The organism is Allorhizobium sp. NPDC080224 (assembly GCF_050281005.1).
Lineage (GTDB): Bacteria > Pseudomonadota > Alphaproteobacteria > Rhizobiales > Rhizobiaceae > Allorhizobium.
The window spans coordinates 1-13,006 of the sequence record NZ_JBNNWJ010000002.1 but is presented as its reverse complement, the minus strand read 5'-3'; the positions used below and the strand labels follow the sequence as shown (position 1 = coordinate 13,006).

The following is a 13,006-nucleotide window of genomic DNA, read 5'->3' as shown; positions in this document are numbered from 1 at the left end:
TCGAGGGAGCAACACATGGACGCCAGTCTGCGCAAATCGACCTTCGAGCCGCCGGCACCCGTGCCGCGGACGGTCCCGCCCAGCCGGCTGGAGATCATTCGCACGGTCCTGAAGAACCCGCTCGAGCTGTGGGGACAGCCCTCCTACACCTGGCCCTGGATCGTCACGCGCTTTTTCGGCCAGACCACCATAATTGCCAATGATCCCGGTCTGATCCGGCATGTGCTCGTCGACAACGCCTCGAATTACGAGATGTCCGAGATCCGCCAGCTCGTTCTGCGCCCCATTCTGCGGGATGGGCTTTTGACGGCCGAAGGTCCGGTCTGGAAACGGTCGCGCAAGGCCATGGCACCTGTCTTCACCCCGCGGCATGCGCGCGGTTTCGCGCGCCAGATGCGTGAGCAAAGCGAACTTTTTCTCGATCGCTACGAAGCCGGTGCCGAAGGCGTGGTCCGCGATATCGCCGTCGATATGACCGAACTCACCTATGCCATCCTCTCCGAAACACTTTTCTCGGGTGGCATCGTCTCCGAGCAGGGCGATTTTGCCAAGGACGTCGACGATCTCCTGCACAGCATGGGCCGTATCGATCCACTGGACTTGTTGAAGGCGCCGAGATGGATCCCGCGCCTGACTCGAATCCGGGGTCTCGGCGTCCTGCGCAAGTTCCGCGAACTCGTGCGCCGAACGATGGATCACCGACGGGCCATCATCAAGGCGGATCGGGAGAACGCACCCGACGATTTCCTGACATTGCTTCTCGAACTGGAAGGACCTGACGGTCTGACCTCCGAAGAGATCGAGGACAATATCCTGACCTTTATCGGGGCAGGACACGAAACAACGGCGCGTGCGCTAGCCTGGACACTATATTGTGTGGCCCATTGTCCGGATGTCCGCGACGCAATGGAGCGCGAAATCGACGAGGTCATCGCGTCCGGCGCCGATCCTGTCGAGTGGCTCGATAAGATGCCGCATGTGCGAGCCGCCTTCGAAGAGGCGATGCGGCTTTATCCGCCGGCGCCCTCCATCAACCGCGATGCGATCGCCGACGATCGCTACACCGCGCCCAATGGCGAGACCGTCGAGATTGCGAAGGGCGCCACCGTCCTCGTCATGCCCTGGACCCTGCATCGCCACGAGCTCTACTGGGACAAGCCGCGCGTCTTTGACCCATCCCGCTTTCTGCTGGGCGAGCGGGAGAAAATCGGTCGCTTTCAGTATCTGCCTTTTGGCGCCGGTCCGCGCGTTTGCATCGGCGCCACCTTTGCGCTGCAGGAAGCCGTCATCGCGCTCGCGGTGTTGATGCAGCGATATCGTTTCGCCGCGACGCCGCAGACGAAACCCTGGCCGGTCCAGAAGCTCACCACCCAACCCGCTGGCGGTCTGCCGATGCGGGTCACGTCGCGCAAGCCGTAAAGCGGCGCGATCCTGCCGCTCCTCCGCTGGAAATCCGGCGAATGCCTGTGTCATAAGGGATGCGTCGCCATCAGGGCGGGCATCATGGGGAAGACTGCGTGACATCCGATTACATGCTGGGCATCGACACCGGCGGCACCTATACGGACGCCGTCATCTATAGCGAAACGCATGGGATTGTCGCCAAGGCGAAATCGCTCACCACCCGTCACGACCTGTCGATCGGTATCTCAGGAGCGCTCGAAAGTGTGCTTGCCGAATCAGCGATTGATCCCACGGCGATCGGCCTCGTCTCGCTGTCGACGACACTCGCTACGAATGCGCTGGTGGAAGGGCAGGGCGGCCGCGCCGGCCTCATCATGATCGGCTTCGGCCCCGAAGACCTGAAGCGCGACGGTCTGGCCGATGCGCTTGGCAACGATCCAGTCCTCTTCATTGCCGGCGGTCATGACGTTCATGGCAACGAGACACCTTTCGATCAGGCGGCGTTGGAAGCGGCACTGCCCGAGCTTTCGGCCAATGTCTCATCCTTCGCGATCGCCGGCTATTTCGCGGTTCGCAATCCGGCGCATGAGCAGCGCGCGCGCGAGATCATTCGCCGGCATTCCGGCCTGCCCGTCACCTGCAGCCACGAGCTTTCCTCCAAGCTCGGCGGGCCAAGACGGGCACTGACAACCCTTCTCAATGCACGCCTGGTCTCGATGATCGACCGGTTGATCGGCTCAGCCGAGCGCTATCTCGGGGAGCGCGGCATCCATGCCCCACTGATGGTCGTGCGTGGTGACGGTGCGTTGATCTCGGCAGCCGAAGCCCGCCTGCGGCCAATCGAGACCATTCTCTCCGGCCCAGCCGCAAGCCTTGTCGGCGCGCGTCACCTGACTGGCCTCGACGATGCCGTCGTCTCCGATATCGGCGGCACGACGACCGACGTCGCCGTCATGGAGGCCGGCCAGCCGCGGCTTGATCAGGATGGCGCCGTCGTCGGCGGCTACCGAACCATGGTGGAAGCAGTCGCCATGCGCACCTTTGGCCTCGGAGGCGATTCGGAAGTCCGCTTCGACGACCGGGGCCTCGCGGCGAAGATCGAGCTCGGCCCCCGCCGTCTGGTGCCGCTGAGCCTTGCGGCATCGCTGCACGGAATAGCCATCACAGACGCCCTAGAGCGCCAGCTCCGCGCGCCACATCTCGGGCGTCATGACGGACGTTTTGCCGTCCGCACCGGCGTTCCCGATCACCTCGCAGCCGGGCTGCAGCCGCAGGAGGCCGCACTGTTTCAGAAGATTGGTGCCGTGCCGCTTCCCCTCGACCAGCTGATCAGCTTCACCCAGCAGAAGGCGACACTCGACGGTCTCGTGGCGCGGGGCCTCGTTCATATCTGCGGCATCACACCCTCCGATGCCATGCATATCTTGGGTCGCCAGAGCCAGTGGGATCGCAGGGCCGCCGAACTCGGCACGGCGCTGGCGATCCGACAGAAGGATGGTTCTGGCCAGCCGATCGCGTCATCGCCCGAAGTGCTTGCCCAGCTGATCGTTGATCGCCTGACGCGCCAGTCGGCCGAAGTCATTCTCTCCGCAGCGCTTGCCGAAGATGGGCTCGCCGACGTCGAGCCTTCGAAATCCATATTGATCGACCGTGCCCTCCGGCGTCAGGCAGGCATCGCCCGCTTCGGTCTTTCCCTCGATCGGCCTCTCGTCGGCCTCGGAGCCTCCGCCGGCGTCTATTACCCCGCAATCGCTGATATGCTGGCATCTAATTTTGCCGTGCCTGAAGACGCCGATGTCGCAAATGCCGTCGGCGCTGTGGTTGGGCAGGTACGCAGTAGCGTGACGGTAACCGTCACCTCGCCGGAAGAAGGTCTCTTTATCATCACCGGCGGCGGCGACGGCGAGCGGGCGACGGATGAAGCCGTTGCCCTGGAGAGGGCGCGGACAAGGGCGACCGAACTCGCGCGTGCAAGGGCCGAAGCCAGTGGTGCCGTCGATGTTGTGCTGATCATCCGGGAAGAACTTGACGCGCCCGAGATCGAGGGACGCCGCCAGCTCGTGGAAGCGCGGATCACGGCGACGGCCTCGGGGCGCCCCAGGACCGCACGCGGCTGACTTTCGATTTTAGAAACAATATTTCGTATTTATGACGGATTGACTGCTAATCGGTTTCAGCCATGCTGCGTGCCAAAGCCAGTCCAGTACGAGGAATGACGTCATGACATCAGTTGAAGCCCACGGCCTTTCGATCGACAAGCGCCTCTACGATTTCATCGTGAGCCAGGCGATCCCGGGAACGCCAGTCGAGGCCGATGCCTTCTTTGCCGGCTTTTCCCGGATCGTTCACGATCTGGCACCGAAGAACCGCGCTCTGCTTGCCAAGCGGGATGAGCTGCAGGCCCAAATCGATGCCTGGTATCGCGAGAACGGCGCTCCCGCCGATCTCGCCGCTTATGAAAGCTTCCTGCGTGAAATCGGCTATCTCCTGCCCGAAGGCCCGGACTTCAAGATCGAGACGGCCAATGTCGATCCGGAGATTTCGTCGATCGCCGGCCCGCAGCTCGTCGTTCCCGTCATGAACGCGCGTTATGCGCTGAATGCCGCCAATGCCCGCTGGGGTTCTCTTTACGATGCGCTTTATGGCACCGACGCGATTTCCGAGGCCGATGGCGCGGAGAAGAGTAAGGGCTACAATCCGGTTCGCGGTACCAAGGTGGTGTCCTGGGCGAAGTCCTTCCTTGACCGGAGCCTGCCGCTCGCCGGCGGCAGCTGGGCCGATGTTGCAGGTTTCGACTTTGAAAACGGTGCGCTCTTCGTCGAGACCGCGAGCGGCCGGACAGGTCTATCCAGTCCCGACCAATATGTCGGTTTCAAGCGTGAAAGCGATAAGGCATATCGCCTCTATTTCCGCACCAACGGCCTGCACACCCTCGTCTTCGTCGATCCGGACAGCCTGATCGGCAAGGACGATCCCGCCGGCATCGCCGATGTCGGGCTCGAATCGGCGCTCACCACCATCATGGACTGCGAGGATTCGGTCGCGGCCGTCGATGCCGAGGACAAGATCACTGTCTACTCCAATTGGCTCGGCCTGATGAAGGGCGACCTGACGGAGGAAGTCTCCAAGGGCGGAAGGACGTTTACGCGTGCTCTGAGCGGAGACCTTGAGTTCACGGGTGTTGAGGGCGGTGCGGTGACGCTGCCGGGCCGCTCCCTGATGCTCATCCGCAATGTCGGTCACCTCATGACCAATCCTGCGATCACCGACAAGAATGGCCACGAGGTGCCGGAAGGCATCATGGATGCCGCGATCACCGCTCTGATCGCACTGCATGACATCGGTCCGAATGGCCGCCGCAAGAACTCTCGCGCCGGCTCGATGTATGTCGTGAAGCCGAAGATGCATGGCCCCGAAGAGGTCGCCTTCGCCTGTGAGATCTTCTCGCGTGTCGAAGAACTCGTCGGCATGGCGCCCAACACCATCAAGATGGGCATCATGGACGAGGAGCGTCGCACGACGGTCAATCTCAAGGAATGCATCCGCGCGGCGCGTGACCGCGTCGTCTTCATCAACACCGGCTTCCTCGACCGCACCGGCGACGAAATCCACACTTCGATGGAAGCGGGCCCGATGATCCGCAAGGGCGACATGAAGCAGGCCGCCTGGATTTCGGCCTATGAAAACTGGAACGTCGATATCGGCCTTGAATGCGGCCTCTCCGGGCACGCCCAGATCGGCAAGGGCATGTGGGCCATGCCCGATCTCATGGCGGCCATGCTGGAGCAGAAGATCGCCCATCCGAAGGCTGGTGCCAACACCGCCTGGGTCCCGTCGCCGACCGCTGCCACGCTGCATGCCACACACTATCACAGCGTCGATGTCGCCGATGTCCAGAACGGCCTGAAGTCACGTCCGCGCGCAAAACTGGCCGATATCCTCTCCGTTCCGGTCGCGCCGCGTCCGAACTGGACGCCAGAGGAAATCCAGCGGGAACTCGACAACAACGCCCAGGGCATCCTCGGCTACGTCGTCCGCTGGATCGACCAGGGCGTCGGCTGCTCCAAGGTGCCTGACATCAACAATGTCGGACTGATGGAGGACCGCGCTACGCTTCGCATCTCCGCCCAGCACATGGCAAACTGGCTGCATCACGGCGTGGTGACGGAAGAACAGGTCGTCGAGACCTTGAAGCGCATGGCGGTGGTCGTCGACGGACAGAATGCCTCCGACCCGGTCTACGTGCCGATGGCGAAAGACTACGATGGCTCGGTCGCTTTCCAGGCAGCACTTGACCTCGTGCTGAAGGGCAGGGAGCAGCCGAATGGCTATACCGAGCCGGTTCTCCATCGCCGCCGCATTGAACTCAAGGCGAAGTCTGCAGCTTAACCTCCAATCTTTGATGGAAACGAAAAAGCCCCGCCGGAGCGATCCGGCGGGGCTTTCGGTTTCATCACGCAGTCGCTGCTTACTGCAGAACAACAACCTTGGAGTTGCGGCCCGGCTTGACGCGATTGTAGAGGTCGATCACGTCCTGGTTCATCATGCGGATGCAGCCCGACGAAGCAGCCGTTCCGATCGATGCCCATTCCGGCGTGCCATGCAGACGGAACAGAGTGTCCTGGCCCTTCTCGTTGAAGAGATACATGGCGCGTGCGCCGAGCGGGTTGCGCAGGCCAGGTTCCATGCCCTTTTCGACATACTTGGCGACTTCGGGCTTCCGTTCCGCCATTTCCTTCGGCGGATGCCAGGTCGGCCAGGCCTGCTTCCAGGCGATATAGGCCTCACCCTGCCAAGCAAAACCCTGCTTGCCGACGCCGATACCGTAACGAACGGCCTTGCCGCGCGGCAGCACGTAGTAAAGGAAGCGCTCGCGCGTATTGACCACGACAGTGCCGGGCTTTTCCGTGGTCGCATAATCGACAATTTGTCGGTGAAACTTCTTGTCGACCTTCTGAATCGGAATGGCCGGCAGGGCATAACCTGCATCGGTGACCGAACCATAGGAGTCGCTGAAGATCTCGACCTTGGTCGTTTCGGCCACTTCGGCCTTGTCGCCGGTCGTCGTTGTGCAGCCCGCGAGGCCTAGGGACATAACCAGGCCAAGCGCGGTCAAGATATTGCGGAAGCGCATGATAAAGCTCGTGGGTGATGGCTGAGAGACGGTCTTGTGACCATCTTTGATTATGGTTTATTTTGAATTAATCTCGGCAACGCAAGTGCCGTACTACAGCCGACTGTGTTCGGCGCTGCAAAATGACTCCGCATTGCTTTTTTGCAACAGACCTGCCGCGCGGAGTGGAGTTATCCATGACCTTAGTCTCTGTCGCAGTAAACAACCCCTTAATTGACGGGCGTCAGTCGGATCGCGCCATGATGATTCGGCGTGGTGTCCAGATCCTTCTGGCGGAGATGCGTTTTGCCATCCTGCCGGAACTGACGCTCTCCAATGGACGTCGTGCCGACCTGATGGCCCTTTCAGACAAAGGCGAGATCTGGATTGTCGAGATCAAATCTTCGATCGAGGATTATCGCGTCGACCGGAAGTGGCCGGATTATCGTCGCTACTGCGACCGATTGTTTTTTGCCACCCACGCCGGTGTGCCTCTGGATATCTTCCCGGAAGACTGCGGCCTCTTTCTATCGGATGGGTATTCGGGCCACCTGCTGAGAGACGCTCCCGAGCACCGGCTTCCGCCTGCGACGCGGAAGTCGGTTACCCTCGACTTCTCGAGGGCCGCCGCACAGAGGCTCATGGCCGCGGAATGGGCGGCCCAGCTCAAGTCTGTCTGATTACTTCGGGGCGCGTTTGGCGAGAATGCGCTGCAGTGTCCGGCGATGCATGTTGAGGCGACGAGCTGTCTCGGAGACGTTCCTCTCGCAGCTTTCATAGACGCGCTGAATATGCTCCCAGCGAATCCGGTCGGCCGACATCGGGTTTTCAGGGATCTCGGCCTTCTCGCCTGGTCGTTGGGTCAGCGCCAGGTAGACATCATCAGCGTCTGCAGGCTTTGCCAGATAATCGAGTGCCCCGAGCTTAACGGCCGTCACTGCCGTTGCGATGTTGCCGTAACCGGTGAGCACGATGATCCGTGTGTCGGAACGGCGCTCCCGGATCGCCTCGATGACGTCGAGCCCGGTTCCGTCACCTAGCCGCAGATCGACCACGGCATAGGCGGGTGCGGCTTCCTTGGCTTTCGCAATGCCCTCGGCAACGGAGCCGGCAAGCTCCACCGTGAAGCCGCGGCTTTCCATGGCGCGCGCCAGGCGACGCAGAAACGGCGCATCGTCATCGACGATCAGCAGCGATGGATCAGGGCCGAGATCGTGACTGTCCGCTGCTTGCGTGCCGGCGGCTGGTTTTGCGACCTGTGATGCTGCGTCTGCCATCTTTTCGTTCCTGCGACTGTTCCAAAAACTGCGCTGTCGACCTTATGCGTGCGAAGACCCTAGAGGTAAAGTCATAACGACGTGTCCAATTCCATGTATTCGCGGGGCCAGATCACCACGACGCGCGCGCCAGACCCTTCCGGGCTGCGGTTTTCGAAACGAAGGCTGGCTCCGGACCGTTCGAGCAGTGTCTTTGCGATGAACAGCCCAAGACCGAGCCCCCCGGCGCGCGTTTCATTCTGTCTGCTGGTAACATAGGGCTCGCCAATTCTTTGCAAGACCCCTGCGGAGAAACCGGCCCCGTCGTCCTCGATCGTGACGGTGACGTCCGCGGCCGTATGTTCCACGCTGACCATGACCTTGGATCGTGCGTAATCGACCGCATTCTCGAGCAGGTTGCCGAGCCCATAGAGAATGGCGGGATTGCGGGTGCCGACCGGCTCGAGTGCCCGATCGGACAGCTCGATCAGCTCGACTTTCACCCCGAACTCCCGATGCGGCGCGATGACTTCTTCCATCATCGAGGAGAGCGGCAGCTCCCGCATATGGGCTTCGCCTTCCGTGGCGAGTGACGTCAGTCGGCGCAGGATGTCGCGGCAGCGCTCGCTCTGGCTGCGCAGAAGCTGCACGTCTTCGCGATACCGTTCGTCATTGCCGAGGTCGCGCTCCATCTCCTTGGCCACCACGCTGATGGTCGCGAGCGGCGTTCCGAGCTCATGCGCTGCGGCTGCTGCGAGACCATCAAGCTGATGCAGATGCTTTTCCCTTTGCAGGATGAGTTCAGTCGCAGTCAGAGCGTCCGCTAGCAGCGTCGCCTCCTGGGAGACGCGATAAGCATAAAAGGCGGCAAAGGCCGTCATCGAGACGATCGAGCTCCACATGCCGAGCTGCAGAAGCGGGTGCACTTCGAGCGTTCGACCCTCGAACCAGGGCAGGGGATAGGGTGTGAACGCAAGCAGGGTGATGAAGGCGAGCGCCGTCACGAAAAGCGCAATCGAATGGCGGCTCGGCTGCGATGCGAAGGAGATGATGACAGGGATGCAGATCAGTGGCGCGAAGGGATTGTTGAGCCCGCCTGTAATGAAGAGCAGGGCTCCCATCTGGAAGAGATCGAGCGCAAGCACTGCGAAAGCAGCCGCCGGTTCCAGCCGGTAGGTGGGCGGGAACGCCACCGACATCAACGAATTGGCCGCAGCCAGTGCGGCGATCAGCCCAAGGCATGTCATGAGCGGCAGAGGAAACTCGAACCAGAGCGACACGACGAGAATGGTCAGCAATTGCCCCGCCACGGCAACCCAGCGGAGCTTCACCAAGGTTTCGAGACGCAGGCGCCGGCTGCTCGGACCGAATTTGGCTGCCAGATCCATGGTCATCACTATTCCCTGTTCTGCCGCGCCATCAGGTTCCGCGGGGTTTCACTCGTGTCGTGGGGGCTGCTGCAGCCGGGTCTTCTGGCCAGGGATGCTTCGGATAGCGGCCCCGCATGTCGGCGCGCACATCCTTCCACGATCCCGTCCAGAACCCCGGAAGATCCCGTGTTGTCTGAATGGGTCGATGGGCGGGCGAGGTCAACTCCAGAAGCAGTGGCAATTTGCCGCCGCCGATCGTGGGGTGGCTCTTCAACCCGAAAAGCTCCTGCACGCGGATCTGCAGGAGGGGCTCATCCCCCTCGTAGCGGATCGGATGGGATTGTCCGGTCGGCGCAGTGAAATGCGTCGGGACAAGCCGGTCGAGCTCCCGCTGCGATCCACCTGGCACCAAGGCCATGAGCCCGTCGTGCAGGCTGCCGGCACTGATCTCCTGGAAGCTCGTCACGCCAGACTGAAAGGGCACGAACCAGTCGTCCAGTCTCGCGATCAGGCCGTCATCGCTCGTATCCGGCCATGGCTCGCCAAGACTGCGGTAAAGAAAGCCGAGCCTTTGCCGCAACTGGGCCGCCGCCTTGGAAAAGGGCAGGGCGGCAATACCAAGAAGGCGCACTCCCTCGGCAAGTGCTCTGGCGGCATCCTCGCCTTTGGGCTTCGGCAGGGGTTGCTCGTCGAAGATAATCGCGCCCAGGCGCGTCACCCGCCTCGCCCGCACCTGTCGGCTCGCCGTATCGAAGCCGCTTTCCTCCGATGTCGTGATGGCCTTGGGCAGAAGTGTCTCGATGTCGCCGCGTGAGGTATCCGCTGCGGCCAGCACACGTCCCTGCGCCGCCTTGCCGGTCAGATCGGCGATGACAAGCAGCTCGGCACCCGCCAGGCGTTCCGATGCGGGGATCTCTGCTCCCCGGCCATTGGTCATCACGAACCGGCCACGCCCGCCCCGTTGGCGGGCAATCCTGTCCGGGAAGGCGTGAATGAGCAGGGCGCCAGCTGAGACAGGTGCATCGGCATCATCCCGATGCTTGAGACCGGAAGATAGCCGTTGCGCAAGGTTGCGGGCGTTGCGGGCCCGCTCGCCGCGATCCCGGCGGAACTGCCTCAGCCGCTCATCGAGGTCGAGATCATTGCCGCCCAGTCCTTGTTCGGTGAGGAGAACCGCCAGCTCTGCGGCGGCTTTGGCATCGCCGTGCTCGGCGGCGCCGAGCACCATGGCCGACAGCCGGGGTGGCAGTCCGAAATCCCGCATGCGTCGACCCTTGTCGGTCAGCTGCAGCTTTTCGTCGAGCGCCCCGAGACCGATCAGCAACTGGCGTGCCTCCTTGAGGGCGGCCTCAGGCGGCGTGTCGAGCAGCAGGAGCTGGCCAGGATCCGCAACGCCCCAATGGGCAAGGTCCAGCGCAAGACCGGAAAGGTCACTCGACAGGATTTCAGGCGGCGTGAAGGCGGGAAGGGCCGCCGTTTGTCCGGCATGCCAGAGCCGGATCGCAATCCCCGGTTCCGTTCGCCCCGCGCGACCGGCTCGCTGGTCTGCGGAAGCCCGGGACACCCGCACCGTTTCGAGACGCGTGATCCCCGTCGATGCTTCAAACACGGGAAGCCGTTGCAACCCGCTGTCGATCACCACGCGCACACCGTCGATGGTGATCGAAGTCTCTGCGATCGAGGTCGACAGCACGACCTTGCGTTTTCCCGGTGCCGCCGGACGGATCGCCGCGTCCTGATCCGCCTGGCTCAGCACGCCATAAAGCGGTGTGATCGTCACATCCGGCCCGATCCGGTCCTCGAGCCGCTCGGCGGTGCGCCGGATCTCCGCCTGCCCCGGCAGAAAGGCGAGGATCGATCCCGCCTCCTCCGACAGTGTCTTCAGAATGGTCGCGGTGACCGCATCTTCAATGCGCTCGTCGCCCGAGCGGTCGCGGTGGCGGATCTCGACCGGAAAGCTTCGCCCCTCACTGATGATGACGGGTGGATCCTCAAGCAACTGTCCGATCCGCTCGACATCCAGGGTTGCCGACATCACGACGATCCGCAGATCCGGGCGCAGTACGGCTTGGGCATCGAGTGCCAGCGCCAGCCCGAGATCGGCGTCCAGCGACCGTTCGTGGAACTCGTCGAACAGGACGGCGGCCACACCGGTCAATTCCGGGTCGTCGAGGATCATGCGCACGAAGACGCCTTCGGTCACCACCTCGATGCGCGTCCGGCCACTGATCCGGTTGTCCAGCCGCATCCTGTATCCCACGGTCTCGCCGACGGCTTCGCCGAGCAGCCCGGCCATACGCGACGCGGCCGCCCGTGCGGCAAGTCGCCGAGGCTCCAGCAGGATGATCCGCCCGTCGCTGCGCCAGGGCTGGTCGAGCAGATGTAAGGGAACGATCGTCGTCTTGCCGGCGCCGGGGGGCGCCGACAGCACGGCGCGATTGCCCTTTTCGAGAGCCGTACCGAGCTGATCGAGACGATCGCTGATCGGAAGAAGCGGAAGCGAAGGTCTCACGACGCTGCACTGTCCTGACTGGCGGTCTCGTAAGCGAGGATCGCGCCGGCAAGATCCTCGAGCGCTGCGCCTACGGATTTGAACAAGGTGATGTCCTCGGCACTCCGGCGCCCACCATGACCCTTGACCAGTTCTGCCAGTTCCCCCTGCACGTGATCTTTTGCGATGGCGCCGGAAGCGATCGCCTGCAGGATATCGCCGGCTTCGGCAAAGGCACCGGCACGTGTATCGACGAAAACGCGGGCCCGACGAACGGCCTCGTCATCGCTCTCGCGCATATCCTTGGTAAAGGCGCCGATCAGATCGAGATGGCTGCCGGGCTTCAACCACTCTCCCCGGATCAAAGGCGCGCGCGACAGGGTAGCACACGAGATGATGTCGGCCTGCCGGGCAGCGCTTTCCAGATCGTCAGCAACCTCGACGGCAAAGCCGAGCGCCCGCGCCTCATCCGCCGCGCGCTCTGCTTTCTTCCGATCTCGCCCCCAGACCGACACCGCCTGAATGGGCCGCACGCGGCTATGCGCTTCAATGAGATTGACGCTGAGCCGACCTGTTCCAACCACGAGCAGACGGGACGCATCTTCGCGCGCCAGATGGCGTGCCGCGAGCGCCGAGGCAGCGGCTGTGCGCCGCGCTGTGAGTTCGCCGCCATCGATGACCGCAAGCAGTTCACCGGTACGCCCGGAGGAGAGGAGATAACTGCCATGGATCGCTGGCAGCGAGCGCAGATGATTGTCCGGGAAAACCGAAACCAGTTTCACGCCTACATAGTTTCCGGGTTGCCAGGCCGGCATCAGGAGCAGCGTCGCATCGCTCTCTCCCGGTACATCGACTTTATGATGGTGACGAATCGGCATGACGCAGTCCCCCTGGAACATGGTATCGAGCGCGCCGATGAGCGCGCTCCATTCGAGGCAATGGCTGGTCTGGTTCTGATCAAGGATAAGCATGCGAAGGGAACTCCGGGATGGGGATGTCGGACACTAGCAAGGCAAGTCCGGCTTGCAAACGCATGGAGTGGGGTTGAACAGCACCCAAGGTCCTCCAGATACCTGTGCAATCGATGCTGAAATGGTGTCACTTGCCACCAACAATTCAAGGCTATCGAAATAAATGCAAAAGAATCAATGACATGTCGATTTTTTGCACTTTTGTGAAATCCGGCTGTTGACGGTTTGCGGGAGTGGCCGTATAAGCCGCTTCACCGAACGAGAGGGCGGCGCCGCAGGGCCCGCCGGACTGGTTCAGACAAGATCCTTGAAATTGGCTGTGATGCTGGTTTTGTTGCCCGACTTAAGGGTTGGGCGGTGAGGGATTTTCGACGGGTTTTGCTCCGTCTGTTTTTTGACAA

At 62.3% G+C, this 13,006-nt stretch carries 9 protein-coding genes; 4 read left to right on the top strand and 5 right to left on the bottom strand.

Features of this window, described 5'->3' with window-relative positions; translation table 11 throughout:
• The first annotated feature begins 15 nt into the window (after nt 1–15).
• From ACQKP1_RS18405 to ACQKP1_RS18395, 3 genes are all read left to right on the top strand, one after another.
• Complete coding sequence (locus ACQKP1_RS18405; RefSeq protein WP_427276494.1) at nt 16–1,419, top strand: cytochrome P450; 1,404 nt, start codon at nt 16–18, stop codon at nt 1,417–1,419.
• Between the two features lie 98 nt (nt 1,420–1,517).
• Nucleotides 1,518–3,521, top strand: coding sequence for a hydantoinase/oxoprolinase N-terminal domain-containing protein (locus ACQKP1_RS18400; RefSeq protein WP_427276493.1), 2,004 nt, complete (start codon nt 1,518–1,520; stop codon nt 3,519–3,521).
• Nucleotides 3,522–3,624: 103 nt separating this feature from the next.
• Nucleotides 3,625–5,793: a malate synthase G gene (locus tag ACQKP1_RS18395; protein ID WP_427276492.1), complete on the top strand. Its 2,169-nt coding sequence runs from the start codon at nt 3,625–3,627 to the stop codon at nt 5,791–5,793.
• Nucleotides 5,794–5,872: 79 nt separating this feature from the next.
• Here the strand turns inward: ACQKP1_RS18395 and ACQKP1_RS18390 are convergent, their stop codons facing one another.
• On the bottom strand, nt 5,873–6,538 hold the full coding sequence (locus ACQKP1_RS18390; RefSeq protein WP_427276491.1) for a L,D-transpeptidase: 666 nt from the start codon (nt 6,536–6,538) through the stop codon (nt 5,873–5,875).
• Between the two features lie 176 nt (nt 6,539–6,714).
• Here ACQKP1_RS18390 and ACQKP1_RS18385 point away from each other — a divergent pair, with 176 nt between their 5' ends.
• Nucleotides 6,715–7,197: an MmcB family DNA repair protein gene (locus tag ACQKP1_RS18385; RefSeq protein ID WP_427276490.1), complete on the top strand. Its 483-nt coding sequence runs from the start codon at nt 6,715–6,717 to the stop codon at nt 7,195–7,197.
• On the opposite strand, the gene ACQKP1_RS18380 is transcribed toward ACQKP1_RS18385, so the two are convergent.
• From ACQKP1_RS18380 to ACQKP1_RS18365, 4 genes are all read right to left on the bottom strand, one after another.
• On the bottom strand, nt 7,198–7,794 hold the full coding sequence (locus ACQKP1_RS18380; protein ID WP_427276489.1) for an ActR/PrrA/RegA family redox response regulator transcription factor: 597 nt from the start codon (nt 7,792–7,794) through the stop codon (nt 7,198–7,200).
• Between the two features lie 71 nt (nt 7,795–7,865).
• Entirely contained in the window at nt 7,866–9,167 is a 1,302-nt protein-coding gene (locus ACQKP1_RS18375; RefSeq protein WP_006724163.1) for an ActS/PrrB/RegB family redox-sensitive histidine kinase, read from the bottom strand.
• 25 nt (nt 9,168–9,192) lie between these two features.
• A complete protein-coding gene (gene hrpB / locus ACQKP1_RS18370; protein WP_427276488.1) occupies nt 9,193–11,655 on the bottom strand; it encodes an ATP-dependent helicase HrpB in 2,463 nt (820 codons plus the stop codon).
• On the bottom strand, nt 11,652–12,605 hold the full coding sequence (locus ACQKP1_RS18365) for an ornithine cyclodeaminase family protein (protein ID WP_427276487.1): 954 nt from the start codon (nt 12,603–12,605) through the stop codon (nt 11,652–11,654). Before ACQKP1_RS18365 ends, hrpB begins: the two co-directional genes overlap by 4 nt.
• Nucleotides 12,606–13,006: the final 401 nt, after the last annotated feature.

Bases quoted from the DNA above. Each gene is read 5' to 3' on its own strand.
- ACQKP1_RS18380 (WP_427276489.1), bottom strand. From the start codon at position 7,794: ATGGCAGACGCAGCATCACAGGTCGCAAAACCAGCCGCCGGCACGCAA.
- ACQKP1_RS18375 (WP_006724163.1), bottom strand. From the start codon at position 9,167: ATGACCATGGATCTGGCAGCCAAATTCGGTCCGAGCAGCCGGCGCCTG.
- ACQKP1_RS18365 (WP_427276487.1), bottom strand. From the start codon at position 12,605: ATGCTTATCCTTGATCAGAACCAGACCAGCCATTGCCTCGAATGGAGC.
- ACQKP1_RS18395 (WP_427276492.1), top strand. From the start codon at position 3,625: ATGACATCAGTTGAAGCCCACGGCCTTTCGATCGACAAGCGCCTCTAC.
- ACQKP1_RS18390 (WP_427276491.1), bottom strand. From the start codon at position 6,538: ATGCGCTTCCGCAATATCTTGACCGCGCTTGGCCTGGTTATGTCCCTA.
- ACQKP1_RS18385 (WP_427276490.1), top strand. From the start codon at position 6,715: ATGACCTTAGTCTCTGTCGCAGTAAACAACCCCTTAATTGACGGGCGT.
- ACQKP1_RS18405 (WP_427276494.1), top strand. From the start codon at position 16: ATGGACGCCAGTCTGCGCAAATCGACCTTCGAGCCGCCGGCACCCGTG.